Below are 19,292 nucleotides of genomic sequence, written 5' to 3' on the forward strand. Positions count from 1 at the left end.
GGGTGAACGTGGACGAAATCGACGAAGAGTCGTCCTCGACGGGGGCCGAGGGGCAGAGTGTCGCCCCTGTCCGATCGGTCGCGCGGGCCGTGGACATCCTGATGGCGCTCGGTGACGGGCCCGGGCAGTTGAGCGAGATCAGCTCGGCGGCCCTGCTGTCCAAGGCCACCACCTACCGCATCCTGACGACCCTGAAGAACAAGGGCATGGTGCTGCAGGCGTCCAACGGCGAGTACCGGCTCGGTCCTGGCTGCTTCCACATGATGTCCGGCCTCATCGATCTTCGGGCCGGATTCCCGTTCGACGCGGACACCGACCTGAAGGCGCTGCGCGCCGCCACCGGCGAGACGATCACGGTGCACGTGCGCGCGGGCCTGTCCCGGATGTGCATCGAGGAACTGCCGAGCCCGCAACCGATCCGCTACACCGCCGGGCTGGGCGTGGCCACGGGCATCCACATCGGATCGGCCGGCAAGGTGCTGCTGGCGTTCCTGCCCCCCGACGAGCTGGAAGACGTGCTGCGCACCGTCGATCTGCGGCCGATGACGCCGAGCACGATCACCGACCTTGAGGTGCTGCGCCAGGAGCTCGATTCCGTACGCCGGCGCGGGACGGCGTACAGCGCGGGGGAGCGGGTCGTCGGCGCGGTGGGCGTCAGCGCGCCGGTGTTCGACGATCGCGGCCATGTGGTCGCGGCCCTGAGCGTGCTCTGCCCCGCGTCGCGCGTCAACGACGACCGCCGCCGTGAGTTCGAGCGGCTGGTGGCCCGCACCGGCGAGGACATCTCCAAGCGCATTCGCACCCGCTGATCGCCTGTAGGAAGGGCTCCACCCCCCAGCGGTCGAGACTGCCGGTTCACGGTATGGAACCGGGTGCGGCCGGTTCGCCGCCGCGCGTGGGTGAGCCTGCGCCCTTTTGCCGGAAACGGCGTTACCTTAGTGCGCGAGGGTCGGCCCCGCCTGCGTGAATACGCCTGTGAGCGGCGATCTGGCCGCGCTATAACGATCATGAAATATGGGCTAACGGCATGGGCTCTCCAAGCGGCTGAAACGTTGACAATGAAACGGCGGGGCCATATCGTGAAACGATCGGTTGCCGAGTCGGGCTCCCGTTTTCTTGAAGGATCGCCTTTGAGCCGCTGACTCACCAGGAAGGCCCCCCATATGAAGAAACGCGCGATCGGCTACGGTCTGGTCCTCAGCCTCCTCGGTTCGCTCACCGCCTGCGGCGGTAGTGGGAGCGCCGGGAACGACGAACCGATCAAGATCGGGATCATCACTCCGCTGACCGGCAACGCGGCGGCTTACGGAAGCGGTTTCTGGCTCGGCGTGCAGGCCGCCGAGAACGAGATCAACAAGAGCGGCGGAATCCTCGTCAACGGAAAACGCCACAAGTTGCAGGCGACCGTCTGCGATGACCAGTTCGTGCCGTCCAAGTCCGTTTCCTGCGGGCAGAAGCTCAGCGAATCACTGATGATCTACACGCCGGCCACCCAGTCGTCGTTCCCGCTGATGGGCTTCAACCAGAAGGACGACTTCATCCTTATGTCCACCTCCCAGACGCCGGCGTTCACATCGCAGGGCAACAAGCTGGTGGTGCGTTCCACTTACAATCTCGAACGGCAGATCCCGGACCTGGCCCGGCTGGTCGGCGAATACGCCAAGAAGGAAAAGCTCACGCTGAAGTCGGTCGCGATCATGGAGGTCGGCAGCGACTTCGGGCCGGCCTTCACCGAAGCGTTCTCCAAGGCGTGGAAGGCGGGCGGCGGCACAATTACCGGCACCGCCTCATATGACACCGTGACGACGGACCTCACCAGCCAGCTCACCAGCCTGCTGCGCGGCAATCCGGACGCGATAGCCATCACCACGGTCTGCCAGTCGGCGGCCTTGGTGATGGATCAGGCCCGCCACCTGGGCTTCAAGGGGACGTTCATCAACGCGGTGTGCGCCGGTGGCACCGGAATGACCAAGTACATGGGCAACAGCGAAATCATCGGCAGCAATATCGCCACGGTGAAGACCAACGCCTTCGACAGCATCCCGGTGGTCGGGGCCTTCCACAAGAAGTACAGCGACGAGAAGTACAAGTCGGCGATCGAGCAGCAGATTTTCGAGTTCGGCTACTTCGGGGTCGAGTGGTTCGCCAAGGCGGTGAGCACGGCAGGCACCACAAGCGATTCCGCCAAGGTGCACGCGGCGCTGGAACCCGCCCTGCAGACTCTGCAACCCAACATCTTGGGAATCACCGAGTACTTCCCGGACACCGGCGACATAGAAATGACGACCTATCTGGCCCAGACCAAACCGGATGGTCAGTCGTTCGACCCGCTGGGCGGCCAGAAATAGTGCCCCTCCCGCCGGCCTTCGCCCCGCGTACCGGCAGTGCCGCGACGATGTGGGGCACCCCGGCACGGCGCCCCTCACCGAGCACGCGTCTCACATCGCCGAGTGGATCGGGTAACACGTATGCAAGTCCTAGCGAATGGGCTGGCGCTCGGAGCGATCTACGCTCTCGTCGCATCCTGCCTGTTGCTCATCTTCGGGATTCTTGAGATTCCCGACTTCGCCTTGGGCGGCCGGATCATGGTCGGCGGATACGCGGGCTATTTCGTCGCCGAAAACCTGGGCCTGCACTATTGGATCGCGGTCGTCGCCGCCGCGCTGGCCGCCGGGTTGCTGGGCGTGGTGAGCGAACTCGCCGTTTATCGATGGCTGCGCAACACCCCCCGCCCCCTGCTGAGCGGATTCATCGGCGCACTGGTGCTTCTCACCGCGACCGAGATAACGGTGCAGCTCCTCTTCACCGCCGATTTCCGCAAGCTGCCGAGCCCGTACGAGTCGCAGATCTTGGACTTCGCCGGTATCCGGATGACCGAGCAACGGCTGCTGGCCGGGGTCGTGGCGCTCGTCCTGATCGCCGCATTGCACGCCTACCTCCGGGGAACGAGGGGCGGCCGGGCCATGCGGGCCACGCTGGAGGACCGGCGTGGGGCCGAGATCGTGGGCATCTCGCCCGCGAAGACGGCTCTGATCGCCATGCTGCTCGGCAGCTGCATGGCCGGTGTGGCCGGTGCCCTCCTGGGGCCGATGTACCTGGTTTACCCGACCATGGGCGACGCCATCCTGATCAAGGGCTTGATCGTCATCGTGCTGGCCGGCATGCGCAGCAGCCTCGGCGCGATCAGTGCCGCGCTTTTGCTGGGCATCGCCGAGAGCTTCGGGGCGAGCTACCTGAGCGTGGGCTTCTCGGACGCGTACGCCTTCATCTTCTTGATCATTGCCCTGATGGTGCGGCCCAACGGGCTGTTTACGAAGAGCGTATTGGTGCGGTGATGTCCGTAATGAGTAAAGCCGTCCTGACCCGCGCCGCCAGCGGCTTGAGCGCCGGATTGAGATCGCGCGAGCCCGGGCGCCGGGAATGGCTGATCATCGTCCCGATCGTGGCCGTCTGCGCGCTGCTGCCGCTGGTCATCCAGGGGCGGTACGAGGTCGGCGTCATGACCCTGATCCTCATCTATGCGATCGCGGCCTACGGCCTGGACCTCGTCCTCGGCCACCTCGGCCTGGTGTCCGTCGCGCACGCCGCGCTGCTCACCGTCGGCGCCTACACCCTGGTCATCCTCACCACCAAGTACGGTGTGGGCTACTGGTGGGCGGCGCTCGCCGGCGTCGGGGTCACCACCCTCGCCGGGCTGCTGCTGGCCGGGATCACCATGCGCAGCAGGGGACACTACTTCTCCGTCAGCAGTCTGGCGTTCGCCGCGGTCACGGTAGTGGTGATCACCCAGTGGACGAGCCTGACCAACGGGGCGAGCGGAATTTACGCCATTCCCACGCCACCCGGGTTCGACTCGACGATCTCGCTGTTCTACCTGAGCCTGATCGTGCTGACCGCGGTGCTGGTCGCGATGTTCCTGCTCACCCGCTCGACGCTCGGACGCAACCTCCGTGCCATCCAGGCCGACGAGGTACTCGCGGCGTCACTCGGCATCAACGTCGTCGCCACGAAACTGAAGGCGTTCACGGTGAGCGCGGCGATCGTCGGGCTGGCCGGGCCGTTGTTCGCGAGCTGGATCTCCTACATCACCCCCAGCAGTGCCAGCATCATGGAGGGCTTCAACCTCCTGGTCTACGTGATCATCGGAGGGTCGGCGACACTGGCCGGACCGCTGGTCGGGGTGGCCCTGGTCGTCGGGGTGACGGAGGCGTTCCGGTTCACCGAGCTCTACCAGACCCTGATCTTCAGCGGCATCGTCTTCCTGGTGCTGCTGTTCTTCCGGGGCGGCGTCGTCGGCAGTGTCGCCCGCGCCTGGTCCCGGGTGGCGGTCCGCCGGCGTGGACCCGAGCCCGCCGAGGTACCCGAGGTCGCGGTCGGTCCCGGTCCCGTGGCGTTGCCTCATCTGAGCCCGGCGGATCGCGGCGGGCCGGCCGAGCCCGGCAAGGTGTTGTTCGAGGCCCGCTCCCTCACCAAGAAGTACGGCGGAGTGACCGCGGTGAGCGATGTCTCGCTGGCCGCCCGCGAAGGCGAGATCATCGGCGTGATCGGCCCCAACGGCGCGGGCAAGAGCACCCTGTTCGGCCTGATCTCCGGCGTGGTCGGCGGGTGGTCGGGAAGCGCGAGTTTCGCCGGGCGGGATCTGCGCCGGCTGGCGGTACACGAGCGGGCGCGGCTGGGCATCGGCCGTACGTTCCAGACCAACCGGCTGCTCAACGACGAGACGGTGCTGCAGAACCTGGTCACGGCCGCCTACCTGCATCGCCCTGCACGGGGGTCTCGGTCCGCAGATCCGGACGACGGCTTCCTGAACACGATCCTCGACCTCACCGGCCTGCGCGCGAAGGCCAACGAGGTGGTGAGCGGCCTGTCCATCGAGGAGCAGAAACTGGTCGGCGTCGGCATGGCGCTGGCCGTACGCCCGCGGATGCTGCTCCTGGACGAACCGTTCGCCGGGCTTCGCGAGTCGGAGACGCCCCGGCTGATGCGGCTGCTCGAATGGCTTCGGGACCAGGGCATGGTGATCCTGCTGGTCGAACACAAGATGCGCGTCCTGATGTCGCTGTGCAGCCACGTGTACGTACTGGATTCAGGGCAGTTGATCGCCGAGGGCTCACCGGACCAGATCGTCAACGATCCACGGGTGATCTCGGCCTACCTGGGGACCAAGAATGCTTGAGGTCAGCGATATCACCGCAGGTTACGGCAACAGCACCGTGCTCACGGGCGTGTCCTTGTCCATCGAGCGGGGCGAGGCGGTGACGGTCCTGGGCGCCAACGGGGCCGGCAAGTCCACACTGATCCAGGCCATCGCGGGCCTCACCCCGATACGAGGCGGGGAGATCCGGTTCGAGGGCGAGCGGATCCACGGGTTGTCGGCCGCCCGGATCGTACGCCGCGGCCTGGTGCTCTGCCCGGAGGGCCGGCACCTGTTCCCGCAGATGAGCGTGCGGGAGAACCTCATGCTCGGCGCGTACTCACACAAGATCCGCCGCTCGGCCATCGCCGCCCAGATCGACGAAGTCCTCGAAATCTTCCCGGCGCTCAAGGAGAAGCGGACGGTGTACGCCGGGTCGCTCAGCGGCGGTGAACAGCAGATGGTGGCGATCGGGCGGGCCCTGATGGCCAAGCCCCGGCTGCTGTTGCTCGACGAGCCTTCGCTGGGCCTGGCTCCGCTGCTGGTGCAGACGGTGATGCGGGTGGTCGGGGAGATCAACCAGCGGGGCATCGCCATCGGGCTGGTCGAGCAGAACGCGGCGGCAGCGCTCGAACTGGTCTCCCGGGGCTATGTGCTGGAGGCGGGCTCAGTGGTCATCCAGGGGTCGGCGCAGGAGTTGTCCAGCGACGATCGGGTCCGGGCGGCCTACCTCGGCGTCGTCGAGCAGGCCGCGGACTGATCGACGGCGGGCAGGCCCCAGGCAGGCGCGGCGCAATGGAGAGATCGTCAATCGACCGCGCGGTCCGCGGCGTCCAGCAGCGGGACCCCGAGCAGGCACGATTCGACGCCCAGCAGGCTGACCAGCCGGAGCACCTGTACGACCTCACCGAAGGTCGCTCCGTGGGCGCGCGCGTTGCGCACGTGAATCCGGACACCGGGCGCGTACATGTGCGTGCTGGACGCGTCGATCGCGACCAGGACCAGCTCGCGGGTCTTGGCGTCCAGCACACCGTGCCGCGCGGATGCCGCGCTGAAGTCGGCGTACCGGTCGAGAAAGCCCGGCACATGCGCGAGCACGGGTTGCCACCCGGCGTCCCAGTAGCCGCGCAGCCGCTCGAATCGCTCCCGCACCCGGGACTGGAGGGCGGGCGGCGACTCGGGACGCTCCCCGTCGGCGTATTCCTCCAGCGCGATCGGCAGGCCGACGTTCAGGGCGTGCACGCCCAGCACGCTGACCAGTTCCAGTACTTCGAGCACGCCCTCCGGCGGGACGCCGGCGTCGAGCGCGCCCTGGATCCGGGCGGGCAGCGAATCGCGGTTGCGGTAGGTCATCGCGGCGTCGCAGGCCAGCAGCACCAGCGTTTTCGCCTGAGCGCCGAGCGGGCCGGTCGCCGCTTCCTCGGCCAGCGCGACGAAGGCGCCGGCGTAACCGGGGTCTCGCTCGATGACCGCGTCCAGGCGCGCGTCCCATGAGCCGAGCGCCGCACGGCAACGTGATCGAAGGGCGGCCGCCGCCTCGCCGGGGTCGTCGTCGTCGATCGCAGTCGTCCCGCTCACACCAAGATCCACCAGTCTATTTCATTGTACAGTATGCATATTTCGTAGCATGATATCTGTGCCGCCATAGTGCGACAAGACCAGGGAAGGGGCGTGCGATGAGGTTCCTGGACCGGACCGCGATCGTGACCGGTGGCGGAGGCCACGGCCTCGGCGGCGCCATAGCGCGCAGCCTGGCCAAGGAAGGCGCTCGGGTCGCGGTGGCCGATCGAGATCGTGACATGGCGGAGTCCGTCGCCGCCGCGATCACCGCCACCGGCGGCGAAGCGCTGCCGATCACCGTTGACGTACGGCGGCCGGATCAGGTCCAGGCCATGGCCGAGACGGCCTCCAAGGCTTTCGGCGAGCCGGACATCCTCATCAACAACGCGTTCACATCGTGCCCGGACTCGATCCTGGAAGCCGACCTGGACGACTGGACGCGTGACGTGGACGTCATTCTCAAGGGCGCCTTTCTCTGCGCCCGCGCCGTGCTGCCGGCGATGCTGGAACGAGGGCGCGGCGTGATCGTCAGCCTTTCCACGGTCAACGCCCACACATATGTGGGCGCATCGGCGTACAGCGCGGCCAAGGCCGGCCTGGAGTCGCTGAGCCGCAGCATCGCCGTCGAGTACGCCAGGCACGGCATCCGATCGAATGTGGTGATCCCGGGGACGTTCGCCACCGAGGCGTGGGAGCTACGGCGGCAACGCCACCCGGACATCCTGGAACGGCTCGCGCACTGGTACCCGACCGGCCGGATCGGCGAGGTCGAGGAAATAGCGGCCGCGGTCCTGTTCCTGGCCTCGGACGAGGCGAGCTGGATCACCGGCGCCACGCTGCCGGTCGACGGTGGTCTGCTGGCGGGCAATCCGTGGTTCGGGCGGGACGCCCATCCCGACGAGCAGCCCCCGCACGGCGGGGGAGCACAATGAGATTCGGCATCGACACCTTCATCACCGATCGGACCATGCACCCCGCGGCTCTGGCCCGGGCCGTCGAGGAGCGTGGCCTCGACACACTGCTCGTCACCGAGCATTCGCACATCCCGGTCCGCCGCGAGACGCCATGGGCGGGAGGGCCGGAGCTTCCGCCGCACTACTACCGGACCTACGACCCGTTCGTCGGCCTGGCCGCCGCGGCGACGGCGACATCGCGGCTGCTCCTGGGCACCGCGATCGCGCTCGCCGCCCAGCGAGACGTCATCCATCTCGCCAAGGAGGTGGCCACCCTCGACCGGGTCAGCGACGGCCGGGTGGTACTCGGCGTCGGCGTCGGGTGGAACAAGGAAGAGACGCGCAACCACGGGATCGCACCGGCGCGGCGCGGCGCGGCGCTCGACGAGAAGCTCGCGGCACTGAAGGAGATCTGGACCCACGACCAGGCGGAGTTTCATGGCGACTTCGTGGACTTCGATCCGATCTTCTCGTGGCCGAAGCCGGTGCAGCGCCCGCACCCACCGATCCTCATCGGCGGCGAGAGCCGCCCGGCCGTACGGCGACTGCTCCGGTTCGGCGACGGGTGGCTGCCGCGGGTCAGGACCGCGCCTGAGGAGATCAGCCGCACCCGGGCCCGGCTGGCCGATCAGGGCCGGGCGATCACCGTCACCGTCTGCGGCCTTCGCCCCGACGCGGCCGAGATCGAGCGCTTCGCCGCGATCGACGTCGAAGGTGTCACGTTCACGCTGGCCCCGTCCTCCGACGCCTCGTCAGACACCCTGCGTTTTCTGGACCAGGTCACGGACGCCATCGCGCGGTTCGGCTGACGGCTGGCTGTACATTTCACGCCCGAAACCCTGGCCGAGATCGAGCAGCTCAAGGCCGTGTACGGCTTGACGCTGACATCCGCCGACGCGCACCGGCTCACCGAGCGATGAGCGGCGCACAGTACACGCTCACCGGGCGATTGGCGGTCGCACTGCCGCCCGAGGCGGCGTTCACGCTGTTCACGCCGCGCGGCGAGGAGCTTTGGGTGGCCGGCTGGCGGCCCCGTTTCGCGGCGGAGACCGGCGACGACTCCGCACCCGGCACGGTCTTCGAGACCGGCGCGCACGACGAGCCGACCATCTGGACGGTGATCGCCACTTCCTGCGGTCGTGGAGATGGACATCGCCCGCCACCTCGGGCCCGAGCCACTGCATTAATGCCCCGGCGGGCCTCTCACTCGCCGTGGTGCCTGCGAGGCCGCCCGGCGCCGGATTCGGAGAGCGGACTTCAGCTCAGGAGGTCAGCCGGCCACGGGCAAGGCCACCGGCCAGGCCCTGGACCAGCTCACCATCGAGTTCCCGTCCATGAACGACGCCCGCACCGGCGCGGCCGACCGCTACAGCTACGCCATCGCCTTCCCCGGCGCCGGGCTCACCGGGTACCACACGTTCAAGTTCGACGATCAGAGCGGCGACCGGACGTTGCCGGCCCACGGTGAGGGGCGGATGCCCTCGGGCATCCACGGCCACTGGATCGAGGATCAGAAGTGATCAACTTCTATCGACCAGGCGGCCCTCACGAAGCGCAGCCCGTGGCGGCGTAGGCCAGGAACAGGCTCCGCTGCTCCTTGCGAAGTCGTTGTCCGCGCCGACGATCAGGGTGCACTCGCCGCTGTTCAGCTTGGGGCCGAAGGCGAGGGCTTCGAGGTTCTCGTTCAGGCCGAAGTCGTGCACCAGGCGTTTGGTGACCGGCTTGTAGGGGGCGGTGCTCAGGCTGTCGCGCTTCAGGATGTCTTCCGCGCCGGTGATGTCGAACTCGTACAGCCGGTTTCTGAAGTTGGTCGCGATGACCCGGGCGCCGAGGAGCTTCGCGATCCGGATCGCGCCGAGACCCGTGCCGCCGGACGCCGCGGTGATCAGCACCCAGCCGCCTTCCGCGACCGGGAAGATCTCCTTCATCGGGTAGTACGCCGTCAGGTACTGCATCCAAAAGCCCGCCGCCTCGGCCGCCGACCAGCCCTCCGGTCACGGCGTCGTGAACTCCTCGCGGGCCAGCGCGTACTCGTTCGCGCACGAGTACGGGCCGTCGATGTTCGGGACCGTGCTCACCCGGTCGCCGACCTAAGGCGGCGCCGACGGCGTTCGCGACGCCCGCGTGCTCCGGGATGATGACGTCCGCGAAACCGGGGAGGGCGGCGAGGAGCGGCCCGCCGCCTCCGACGACGATCACTGGGGTGTCCCCGGCCGTCAGCTTGGCCTTGTCGATGGCCCCTGTCAGCCGATCGGTCACGATGTCCAGTGCGCGGCGGACGGTGGCGGCGGGGAGGCCGCGGACCGCGGTGGCATCTCCGATCGGGGCCGCGCCGCTCGCGACCGCGACATCCGTGAACGTGAGCGTGTCGCCGCCGAACACCCGCGCCTCGGACATGATGCGGAAGCCGACGCTCTCCGGTCCGACCACCGCCCCGTCGTCGGTGACCTTCGTGCCGCCGCCGAGGGGCATGGACAGGACGTCGGGCATCCGGAAGTTGCTCCGCACGCCTGCCAGGCTCATCGCCACGGTCGACTCCCGGGGGAAACCGTGCTGGAGCATTCCGATGTCCGAGGTGGTCCCGCCGACGTCGATGACCACCCCGTGGTCCAGGCCCGTCAGCAGCGCCGCTCCCCGCATCGAGTTGGTCGGCCCGGACGCGATCGTGAAGATGGGGAACCGGCGTGCCCGATCGAGGGTCATGACGGTGCCGTCGTTCTGCGACAGCAGGATCGGGGCCGTGATGCCGACGCCGGCGACGACCTCCTCCAGGCCGTCGATCACCCGGCCCGCCAGGTCGAGGAGCGCGGCGTTCAGGATCGTCGCGTTCTCGCGTTCGAGGAGACCGACCCTGCCGACGAGCGTGGAGCGGGTGATCGACGCGTCCGGCAGCTCCCCGCGCAGGATCTCCTTCGCGCGGGTCTCCGGGTCCGGGTTGACCGTGGAGAAGACCGAGCTCAGGGCGATGTGCCGGACGCCGGAGGCGGCGATCCGCCGTGCGATCTCGCGCAGGCCCGCCTCGTCGAGTTCGTTGAGCGGCGTGCCGTCGAACTGCGCTCCACCGGCGCACACGAAGGTGCCCCCGTCGACGACCTCGCGCAGCCGGTAGGGCCAGTCGATCATCGGCATCAGGGACTGGGGCGGCGTGGCGAGCCGTACCGCCGCGACGCGTTCCAGGTCACGACCCTGTGCGATCACGTTGATGAAGTGCCGTGGTGCCGATGAAGACCGAGGCGATGTCGTCAACGGCCACCGCCTTCCGCACCTCGCCGAGCGCGGTGAGGATGCCCGACGTCACATCCTCCGACGTCGGGGCCTTCGTGGCGGCGACGACCCGGCTCCCATCGAGGACGACTGCGTCGGTGTTGGTCCCACCGACATCGATCTTCTGAATCGTCACGGTACGGCGGTTCGGATCGCACAGGATGTACGCGTCGGGCTGCCCGTCATCGAGTTCGAGCGTCACCAGGTCGAGGCTCGGCACCCCACGGCCGGCGAAATCACCGTCGACGCATGGCACTTCCAGCAGCGCCGCGGCGGCAAGCGGATACAGGGCGTTCATGCCCGCCATCTCGTAGGGCATCACCGCCGCCGGCGGTCGGCTTCTGAGCGCGTTGCCGGAGAAGAGGATCGGCAGCTCGGCGGTGCCGAGCAGCTTCTCGGAGAGGGCGTGCGGGGAGCCCATGAGGGCGAGGGGAGCGACATCGGCGTCGTCGTCGAGTTCGTCCGGGCCGATGACATCGATCGGCCCCTTGTCGCGGAGCACCTCGCCGAGCATCACCTCGGCGATGAACGGGTCACCGGCTCCGCCTCCGCCGAGGACGGCGGCGCCGCGCGCCATAGGGGCGATGTCATCAGCCGTGCATCTCATGGTCGGCTCTCCTTAGCTTGTGTGGAAGCATCGCTTACCAGATGAACGCCGTCATTGTGCAAGGTGCCTATAGTTTTCCGGGACACTGGGCACTATGCCGGGGGTAGCACCATGGTGAACGTGCGCGCGATCGTCGAGACGTTCGCCTCGCCGGACGTCCGCGACACCTTGAGCGGCGGTGATGCCGCGTTGCGGCGGCCCGTCGGCGCCGTCGCCATCGTCTTCCGGATCGAGGAGATCGAGACACAGCGACCGGGTTCGCTCGTCATCGTGCCCAGGGAGGTCGCGGCGAGCGGTGATGTCGCACTTGACCTGCTGCTGCGCCGGGCGGCGGCCGCCCGCGTGAGCTGCGTGGTCGTGGACGCGGGCAGCGATGACCTACCCTCGCCCACGCGGCGGCTGGCGGACCGGTTCCAGATCGCGCTCTGGCGCGAGCCCGGGCTCGATCCCAGGCGGTTGCGTTCGGACATCGAGCAGCTCGTCCAGAATCCGGAGCTCGTGGGCGCCGGGGTGGTCCGCCGGGTGAGCGAGGTGATGCTGCGCCCGGCCCGCGATGTCGGCGAACTGGTGGACCGTCTCGCCCGGGTGATCGCGTTCCCCGTCGCCCAGATCGGCCTCGACGGCCACCCGATCGCCGGTCCCGTGCTGGCGCCCGCCGACGACCTGGCCCGCGCGCTGCACTCGTTCGGCGGGCAGGCCGGCTTCCGGGGCGCGGTCGTGGAGGGCGGGACGCGGGAGAGCATCGTGGCCGTCGCGGCGTTCCCGCTGGCGGCGGGCCCGCCTCGCCTGTGGCTCGGCGCGCGGGTGCCACACGGCCTGGACGTGCCGTCCGGGCACATCCTCACGTCGCTGCGGATCGCGTCCCTGGCGTTCTCGGCGCATCTCGCGCAGACCTCGCTGGCCTATGAGCGGGAGAACCGGGAGGCCGGCGTCCTGCTGGACGAACTGCTCCCGAACGGCAGGCCGTACCGGGTGCTCATCGCCGCCGACCAGCACCTGCTGCGCGTCGGCTTCCGCATGCTCATCGACAGCGCCCCCGACATGGAGACGGTCGGGGAGGCGGGCACCGGGCGCGAGACCGTCGAGCTGGCCAGGCGGCTTCGGCCCGACATCGTGCTGATGGACATCCGCATGTCCGATGTCGACGGCCTTGAGGCCACCAGGCCGATCCGCGCCACCGCCGCCACCGCCGCCGTGAAGGTCCTCATCCTCACGACCTTCGACCTGGACGAGTACGTGTACGCCGCGCTCCGGGCCGGGGCCGGCGGCTTCCTGCTCAAGGACACCCGCCCCGACGCCCTGCTCGACGCGCTGCGCGTGGTGGCCGCGGGCGAGGCGCTGCTGGCCCCCACGGTGACCCGGCGGCTGATCGCCCACTTCGCCCGGCACGCGCCGCACGACCCCGGCGTGCCGAAGACCGACCTGACCGGCGTCACCGGGCGGGAGCACGACGTCCTAGTGCTCATCGCGCGCGGACTGGCCAACCCCGAGATCGCGATCCGGCTCGGGATCAACCTGGCCACCGTGAAGACCCACATCCGGCATCTGATGGCCAAGCTGGGCGTGCGCGACCGGGCCCAGCTCGTGATCGCCGCGTACGAGAACGGCGTCGTACGCGCCGGGGAGGTACGCCCCAGGGCGTAGGGCGCGGCGTCGGCGATGGCATGGCAGGATGATCCGCGACCGCCTCTCGCCGGGACGGTGGCCGCCCCGACCTCGATGTCCGGGCATTCTCGCCGCTTTCCCGGAGGGCCCGCCTTCCGCGGACCGCATCGCATCCTGGGCTGAGGCCGGAAAATCGGATGGCCCTGGGAGAGGAGCGGGTGCCTCTCGCCTTCGCGGACTACGGTTCGGCTGGAGCCGCGTTGCGCTTTTCGCCGAGAGGCGACACGCACACCGGTACGCACACGTGGAAGGCCCCGGCGTCGCAAGACGCCGGGGCCTTCGGCATTGCCCGGCAGCCGCCCCATCGGCGCGGCCCTGGGAGGTGATCAAGCCAGGGCCGGTTTATCTGGTCGTCGGAGTGGAACGGGATCGCATGAGCCGGGGGCCGGGTACGACTCGGCAAGAGTCCCTCATGATCGGGACCTTCGACTCTGACGCGTGCGTTCCCCCTCGCAGCAGCATGGTGGCGAGGTGATGACGATGACGAAACCGCACGGAGTGGTCGTCGGCTACGACGGGTCGGATTTCGCGATGCAGGCCCTGGACTGGGCGATGGACGAGGCGGAACCGAGGCGGCTGCCGCTGACCGTCGCGCACGCCTGGGAGTGGCCGTACGGCACGGCCGCGCCCGGCGCGAAGGAGCACCTGCGCAAGGCCGCCGAGCATGTGCTGGAGCACGGCGCACACCGTGCCCGCGCGTCCAGCTCGATCGGCGACGTGCGCGCCGAACTGCGCGAGGGCCCGGCGGCCGATCTGCTGATCGAGCTGTCCGGGCGCGCCGACCTGGTGGTCGTGGGATCGCGTGGGCTGGGCCGGGTGGCCACCACGCTGCTGGGCTCGGTGGCCGTCCAGGTGGCCCGGCACGCCGCGTGCCCGGTCGTCGTGGTACGCGGTCCCGGGCCGCTGCCGGTCAGCGGGCGGCGCGGGCCGGTGGTGCTGGCGCTGGGGGAGGAGCCGCACGATGCGGAACTGGCGTTCGCGTTCGGTGAGGCGGAGCTGCGCCAGGTGCCGCTGCTGGCCGTACATGCCAAGACACCACCGCTGATGGCGTGGGGTCCGGCGATGGCTCCGGTGCCGGATGTGGAGGCGACCGTCCAGGCCGGTGAGCAGGCCATGACCGAACGGCTCGCGCCATGGCGCTCGGCCCATCCCGGGGTTCGGGTCGAGACCCGCTTCGCGGCGTGCTCGCCGGTGGAGGCGGTGCAGGCCGCGGCCGGTACGGCGAGCCTGCTCGTCGTGGGGCACGGCGCCGCCCGGCTGGGCGGCGTGCCGAAGGCGGCGCTGCGGCACGCCCCCTGTCCGGTCGCGGTGGTCGGTGCGGCTTCGATCACGGCCGCGGGTGAGCGGCTGAACGCCAGAGCCTGAGGAGGTCGTCATGTGGATGAAGGTCGGCGAGGTGATGAGCGGGTGCGCGGTGGCGGTCTGCCCGGACACGTCGTTCGGCGAGCTGATCGCCACCATCCGGCGGTTCGACGCTGGGGCGCTCACCGTCGTGGACGAGGCGCGCAGGCCCGTCGGCGTGGTGTCGGAACACGATCTGCTGTCCCACGAGACCGATCCGTATCGCGAGCGGGACGATCTTTTCGAGGGGCACGCGTCGTGTCGGGACCATCTGAAGGCCCGGGGGTGTACGGCGCGGGAGCTGATGACCACCCCGCCGATCATGGTGACACGGAACACCACCGTCCGCGAGGCCGCCCGGCTGATGGCCGACCACCGCGTCAAGCAGCTCCCGGTGGTCGACACGGCGACCGGGGTGTTGGTCGGCGCGGTGAGTCAGCGGGACCTTCTGACGGTCTTCGTCCGCTCGGCCGAGGCGATCCGGCTGGACGCGGACGAGCTGCTGCGGCGGCTGTCGGTTCCCGAGGGTGATGTGGTCGTGGAGGTACTGGAGGGGGTCGCGACGGTCAAGGGGCGGCTCGCCCGCCGTTCGCAGATCGCCGCGGTCGTGGAGTCGATCCGCGGCGTGGAGGGCCTGATCGAGGTCATCGCCGACCTGGATTGCGCCACTGACGATCTCGACCCTCAGACCTGACCCGCCGCTCATGCGCCATGTGGTCGCCGCCGTCACTCCGGGCAGTCGCGGGGGCTGACGCTCCGCCCGGTACCGACGACGGAAACCTCGGCAGGGCTTTCCGGTCCTGCGCCGGCGGCCGTGCACGCGATCTGCTCGACGGCACGTTCGGACAGGTCTTTCGCCGGAACGGACACGTTCACCACCACCTGGTCGACCGGCCTGACGATCGCCGAGAACGGACCGGCGTCGGGCGGGACGTCGGTGGTGAAGCCCTGCGCCGTTTCCGTCGTGTTGGGTCCGGCCGCCAGCAGCGCGAGAGTGTCCCCTGGGAACAGGGGACGGCCATCGGGCCAGGGCCGCATCACGGCGCTTAGCCGGCCGTTCTTCAGAAAGTACAGCTTGATCGTCGTGGCGCGTGCGACAGGTCCGCTCGGCGGTTCGCCCGCCGGGATGGGGTCGCTGGGTTGCACGCCGCAGCCGGCCACGGCGGTGAGCGCCAGCAGGCTCGCGGCGAGGACGCGGCGGGCGAGCCCGGTCCTCATTCGGAGTCTCCGTCCGCGTCGGGCGTCTGGCGCGGCAGGCGCAGGGTGAAGACGGCGCCGCCGTCCGGGGCGTTGGTGACGGTGAGGTCGCCCTGGTGCAGGCGTGCGTTCTCCCGGGCGATGGCCAGGCCGAGGCCGCTGCCCTCGGATCTGGCCCTGGCCGCGCTGGCCTTGTAGAACCGGTCGAACACGTGCGGCAGTACCGCTTCGTCCAGCCCTGGCCCGTGGTCGCGGACCTCCACGGCGATCCAGTGCTCATCGGCGCGCAGCCGTACCGACACCGGTGGCTCGCCGTGCCGCAGGGCGTTGCCGACCAGGTTCGCGAGGATGACGTCCACTCGGCGCGGGTCCAGCCGTGCCGTGACCCCGGATGGAACCTCGGCGTTCACCTGCTCCGACCAGCCCCGGGCGCGCAGGGTCGCGCGCACCAGCTCGGCCATGTCCACGTCGTTCGGTGCGAGGGCCGCAACGCCGGAGTCGAACCTGCTGATCTCGATGAGGTCGTTCACCAGAGCGGTGAGGTTGAGCGTCTCCTGGCTGACCAGCCTGGCGGCCCTGCCCGCGGGCTCGGGCAGCCGGGCCGCCTGCTCGTCCAGGACGTCGGCGACCGCGGCCAGCGCGGCCAGCGGGGTACGCAGCTCGTGCGACACGTCGGCCACGAAGCGGCGGGCGTCGGCCTCCATCTCACGCAACTGCCCGACCAGCCGTTCCAGCTCCGCGGCGGTGTCGTTGAACGTGCGTGCCACCTCGGCCAGCTCGTCGGAGCCGCGTACCGTGATCCTGGTCCGTAGCTCGCCCTTGCCCAGCAGGCGCGCCGCCCGGCCCAGCTCGCGCACCGGGCCCAGCACGCCACGGATGGCCAGCAACGCCAGGACGACCGCGAACGCCAGGGCCGCCCCGGCGCAGAACCAGGCCCATGCGGTGAGCTCGTCAAGGCTGCGCTGTTCAGGGAGCAGGCTGCGCGCGACATAGACCTCGATGCCCGACAGCCGCGTCGTGTTGTCGGGCTCGACGATCACCAAGGGCGTGCCGATGATCAGCCAGGGCGCGCCCTGCCACGCCACACGCTGCCACCCGACCCGGCCGCTGGCCACCAGGTGCCGTAGCCCCTTCGGAATCACCTGGGGCTCCAGCACCGGAGGGCCCGGCTCCGGCCGGCCGCGTCCCGGAAGTCCCGGCGTTCCCGGCACCGGCCTGGCCGGCGAGTGCACCCCGTTATAGACGGCGATCGCGGAGCTGTTCCGGTCGGTCACCGCGTGGGCGATCATGTCGAGGTCGTGCGTGTCCGGCGTCGCGGTCCGCAACGGGAACAGCGCCTCCAGACGGCCGGTCATCTCCCGCACCGCGGCGTCCTGGGCCCGCCCCAGGATGGCATTGCGGGCCGGGACGTACATCGCGCCGGCCACCGCCATCGCGGTGACCGCGCACAGCAGTGCGAAGGCGAGCAGCAGCCGGGCGTGCAGTCCCAGGCTCGGCCGAGGTGCCACCGGCGGCTCACACCGGCCCGAACCGGTACCCGAACCCACGTACCGTCTGCACGTAGACCGGCGCCGCCGAGTCGTCCTCGATCTTCGCGCGCAACCGCTGCACGCACGCGTCCACCAGACGCGAGTCGCCGAAATACCCGTGCTCCCACACCGATTCCAGCAGTTGCTGGCGGCTGTGCACCCGGCCCGGCGTGCCGGAGAGTTCGAGCAGCAGGCGCAGCTCGGTCGGGGCGAGACTGACCGGCTCACCGCGGTTGGCGACCACCAGCCCGGCCCGGTCGATGGTCAGGTCCCCATAACGTTCCAGCTCCGCCTGGTCCCGGCCGATCCGCCGCAGTACCGCGCGAATGCGCGCCTCCAGCACCCGCGGCTGCACCGGCTTGACCACGTAGTCGTCGGCGCCCGCCTCCAGCCCGGCCACCACGTCCATGTCGTCGCCGCGCGCGGTCAGCATGATGATCGGTACCTCCCCGGCGGCCCGGATGCGGCGGCAGACCTCGAACCCGTCGATGCCGGGCAACATCAGATCGAGCACGACGACGTCGGGAACGTCCGCCCGCAGCCGCTCCAGCCCCTCCTCGCCGGACTCCACCGCCCGCACCCGGTGCCCATGCTGGGACAGGGCCAGCTCAAGGCCCTCCCGCACGGCCGGGTCATCCTCGATCAACAACACTCGCGACACGCCGCCGAGTTTCACCGCACGCTCCGTAACTCGCCCTCCCCGGTCAACCCTGTCCACCGTGGGCCGGCCGTGTCCCCGACTCGTCCGCGCGATGTCATGGTCGTGTCACGATCGCGCCGACGGCGGCCGCCGTCGACAAACGGTGACATACGGCTGACGACGCACGCACATTAAGCGCCAATCGTAGTTCGTCATGAGCGAGCCACACACCATCCCACCTCGGCTTCGAGACCGGCGGTACGCCATGCTCCCGCCGCCCGCGGCGTTCGCCCGCCATCCCGGCAGCGGCACCAGCGATGTCAGGCCGATGAGCCGGCCGTGACACCACGAGCCCTTGCACCCCCCTGCACATGATCCGTGCGGGCGCGAGAAGCGCGCCCCGATCTTCCAAGAGGTGAAGAGCTCTTGTTGTCGCGTCTTTCTCCCACCACATGCGCGCTCGGTGTCGCCATGTCCGCCGTACTCGCCGTGGCCGGTTGCCTGGCCTACGGCGACGGGCAGGCCGAGCCACTGACGCTGTCGAACTCCAAGCCGGTGCCGATCCCCCTGCCGTGGCCGTCGAAGGGGCAGGCGGCGGTCGAGGTCACCGGGCCGGTGCACAGCCTGAGTGTGTACGGTGAGCAGCGGCCCGTACCGATCGCGAGCGTCACCAAGGTGATGACCGCCCTGGTGATTCTTCGCGATCACCCGCTCGGCAGGAAGGCCGCGGGGCCGTCCATCCGGGTCGACCGGCAGGCGGCGATCGAGTCGGGAAACCGGGACGAGTCCACGGTGCCGATCAGGGCGGGCCAGGGCTTCACCGAGCGGGAGCTTCTCGAACTGATGCTGATCCCTTCGGGGAACAACGCCGCACGCCTGCTGGCCCGCTGGGACGCGGGCTCGGAGCGGGCCTTCGTCCGCAAGATGAACGCGACCGCCGCCAAACTGGGCATGAAGAACACCACGTACACCGGGGCGAGCGGATACGAATCCACCACGGTCAGCACGGCGGTGGATCAGCTCAAGCTGGCCAGGAAGGCCATGAAGAACCCGGTGCTGCGAGACATCGTCGCCACCGCGAGGATCAACATTCCGGGCATCGAGAGCGAGATCGTCAACGGCAACAAGCTGCTCGAAATGCCCGGGGTCGTCGGTCTCAAGACCGGCACCAGCTCGGCGGCGGGCGGAGCGCTGCTGTGGGCCGCCCGCCCCACTTCCGGCAACCGCGACCGGCTGATCCTCGGGGTGGTGCTGCGCCAGGGCGACTCCGGCGACTCGTTCCAAGAGAAGAAGGAGGCGGCGTTCGCCGCGAGCAGGAAGTTGATCCTGGCGGCCCAGCGATACCTGAACCTCGAATGAACGCCGCCTTCGTGAACGCCCCCGCCATCCTTCCTCGCCGCGT

Annotated in this window: 19 protein-coding genes and 1 pseudogene; 12 read left to right on the top strand and 8 right to left on the bottom strand. The window is 69.5% G+C overall.

Going from position 1 to position 19,292, the window contains the following annotated elements; genetic code table 11:
• Positions 1-2: 2 nt before the first annotated feature.
• The 5 genes from C1I98_RS00410 (at position 3) to C1I98_RS00430 (ending at position 5,894) form a co-directional block, all read left to right on the top strand.
• Positions 3-809, top strand: a complete 807-nt coding sequence (locus C1I98_RS00410; protein WP_146607212.1) for an IclR family transcriptional regulator — start codon at positions 3-5, stop codon at positions 807-809.
• A gap of 354 nt (positions 810-1,163) precedes the next feature.
• The gene (locus C1I98_RS00415) at positions 1,164-2,348 is read left to right on the top strand and encodes an ABC transporter substrate-binding protein (RefSeq protein WP_111165034.1); all 1,185 of its coding nucleotides are present in this window, start codon (positions 1,164-1,166) and stop codon (positions 2,346-2,348) included.
• Positions 2,349-2,468: 120 nt separating this feature from the next.
• Positions 2,469-3,335 carry a branched-chain amino acid ABC transporter permease gene (locus C1I98_RS00420; protein ID WP_111165035.1) on the top strand — a complete coding sequence of 289 codons (867 nt, stop codon included), beginning with the start codon at positions 2,469-2,471 and terminating at the stop codon, positions 3,333-3,335.
• Between the two features lie 8 nt (positions 3,336-3,343).
• Positions 3,344-5,176, top strand: a complete 1,833-nt coding sequence (locus tag C1I98_RS00425; protein WP_158557808.1) for a branched-chain amino acid ABC transporter ATP-binding protein/permease — start codon at positions 3,344-3,346, stop codon at positions 5,174-5,176.
• Positions 5,169-5,894, top strand: coding sequence for an ABC transporter ATP-binding protein (locus C1I98_RS00430; RefSeq protein ID WP_111165037.1), 726 nt, complete (start codon positions 5,169-5,171; stop codon positions 5,892-5,894). The genes C1I98_RS00425 and C1I98_RS00430 overlap by 8 nt, the downstream gene beginning before the upstream one ends.
• Positions 5,895-5,941: 47 nt before the next feature.
• Here C1I98_RS00430 and C1I98_RS00435 read toward each other — a convergent pair whose 3' ends face one another.
• Positions 5,942-6,712, bottom strand: coding sequence for a carboxymuconolactone decarboxylase family protein (locus C1I98_RS00435; protein ID WP_111165038.1), 771 nt, complete (start codon positions 6,710-6,712; stop codon positions 5,942-5,944).
• Positions 6,713-6,810: 98 nt separating this feature from the next.
• Between C1I98_RS00435 and C1I98_RS00440 the strand changes: the two genes are divergently transcribed.
• Positions 6,811-7,626, top strand: coding sequence for an SDR family NAD(P)-dependent oxidoreductase (locus C1I98_RS00440; RefSeq protein WP_111165039.1), 816 nt, complete (start codon positions 6,811-6,813; stop codon positions 7,624-7,626).
• The gene (locus tag C1I98_RS00445; protein ID WP_111165040.1) at positions 7,623-8,456 is read left to right on the top strand and encodes an LLM class F420-dependent oxidoreductase; all 834 of its coding nucleotides are present in this window, start codon (positions 7,623-7,625) and stop codon (positions 8,454-8,456) included. Before C1I98_RS00440 ends, C1I98_RS00445 begins: the two co-directional genes overlap by 4 nt.
• Positions 8,457-8,553: 97 nt before the next feature.
• On the opposite strand, the gene C1I98_RS00450 is transcribed toward C1I98_RS00445, so the two are convergent.
• The gene (locus tag C1I98_RS00450) at positions 8,554-8,775 is read right to left on the bottom strand and encodes a hypothetical protein (protein WP_111165041.1); all 222 of its coding nucleotides are present in this window, start codon (positions 8,773-8,775) and stop codon (positions 8,554-8,556) included.
• Between the two features lie 206 nt (positions 8,776-8,981).
• Here C1I98_RS00450 and C1I98_RS00455 point away from each other — a divergent pair, with 206 nt between their 5' ends.
• Positions 8,982-9,167, top strand: a complete 186-nt coding sequence (locus tag C1I98_RS00455; RefSeq protein WP_111165042.1) for a hypothetical protein — start codon at positions 8,982-8,984, stop codon at positions 9,165-9,167.
• On the opposite strand, the gene C1I98_RS45450 is transcribed toward C1I98_RS00455, so the two are convergent.
• The 3 genes and pseudogenes from C1I98_RS45450 to C1I98_RS00470 form a co-directional block, all read right to left on the bottom strand.
• Positions 9,168-9,602, bottom strand: a complete 435-nt coding sequence (locus C1I98_RS45450) for an esterase-like activity of phytase family protein (RefSeq protein ID WP_111165043.1) — start codon at positions 9,600-9,602, stop codon at positions 9,168-9,170.
• Between the two features lie 388 nt (positions 9,603-9,990).
• Positions 9,991-10,845 (bottom strand): annotated as a pseudogene (locus C1I98_RS45455) (hydantoinase/oxoprolinase family protein); the annotation flags it as partial.
• Positions 10,826-11,518, bottom strand: a complete 693-nt coding sequence (locus C1I98_RS00470) for an S-methyl thiohydantoin desulfurase domain-containing protein (protein WP_111165044.1) — start codon at positions 11,516-11,518, stop codon at positions 10,826-10,828. The pseudogene C1I98_RS45455 and the gene C1I98_RS00470, both read right to left, overlap by 20 nt.
• Positions 11,519-12,463: 945 nt before the next feature.
• Between C1I98_RS00470 and C1I98_RS43430 the strand changes: the two genes are divergently transcribed.
• The 3 genes from C1I98_RS43430 (at position 12,464) to C1I98_RS00485 (ending at position 15,218) form a co-directional block, all read left to right on the top strand.
• Positions 12,464-13,162: a response regulator gene (locus tag C1I98_RS43430; protein ID WP_267898003.1), complete on the top strand. Its 699-nt coding sequence runs from the start codon at positions 12,464-12,466 to the stop codon at positions 13,160-13,162.
• A 501-nt stretch (positions 13,163-13,663) separates the two neighbouring features.
• Positions 13,664-14,548, top strand: a complete 885-nt coding sequence (locus C1I98_RS00480) for a universal stress protein (protein ID WP_111165070.1) — start codon at positions 13,664-13,666, stop codon at positions 14,546-14,548.
• A gap of 10 nt (positions 14,549-14,558) precedes the next feature.
• Entirely contained in the window at positions 14,559-15,218 is a 660-nt protein-coding gene (locus C1I98_RS00485) for a CBS domain-containing protein (RefSeq protein ID WP_111165045.1), read from the top strand.
• Positions 15,219-15,250: 32 nt separating this feature from the next.
• Here the strand turns inward: C1I98_RS00485 and C1I98_RS00490 are convergent, their stop codons facing one another.
• The 3 genes from C1I98_RS00490 to C1I98_RS00500 are packed head-to-tail and all read right to left on the bottom strand — an operon-like array spanning position 15,251 to position 17,911.
• Entirely contained in the window at positions 15,251-15,742 is a 492-nt protein-coding gene (locus tag C1I98_RS00490) for a hypothetical protein (RefSeq protein ID WP_111165046.1), read from the bottom strand.
• The gene (locus C1I98_RS00495) at positions 15,739-17,229 is read right to left on the bottom strand and encodes an ATP-binding protein (RefSeq protein ID WP_199536627.1); all 1,491 of its coding nucleotides are present in this window, start codon (positions 17,227-17,229) and stop codon (positions 15,739-15,741) included. The genes C1I98_RS00490 and C1I98_RS00495 overlap by 4 nt, the downstream gene beginning before the upstream one ends.
• Positions 17,230-17,236: 7 nt before the next feature.
• Positions 17,237-17,911 (bottom strand): response regulator, encoded by a 675-nt coding sequence (locus C1I98_RS00500; protein ID WP_158557811.1) that lies wholly within the window; start codon positions 17,909-17,911, stop codon positions 17,237-17,239.
• Positions 17,912-18,361: 450 nt separating this feature from the next.
• Between C1I98_RS00500 and C1I98_RS00505 the strand changes: the two genes are divergently transcribed.
• Positions 18,362-19,249, top strand: a complete 888-nt coding sequence (locus C1I98_RS00505) for a D-alanyl-D-alanine carboxypeptidase family protein (protein ID WP_111165048.1) — start codon at positions 18,362-18,364, stop codon at positions 19,247-19,249.
• Positions 19,250-19,292 lie beyond the last annotated feature (43 nt).

Origin of the sequence: Spongiactinospora gelatinilytica (genome assembly GCF_003236385.1) — a bacterium.
In the GTDB taxonomy this organism is placed as follows: Bacteria; Actinomycetota; Actinomycetes; order Streptosporangiales; family Streptosporangiaceae; genus Spongiactinospora; species Spongiactinospora gelatinilytica.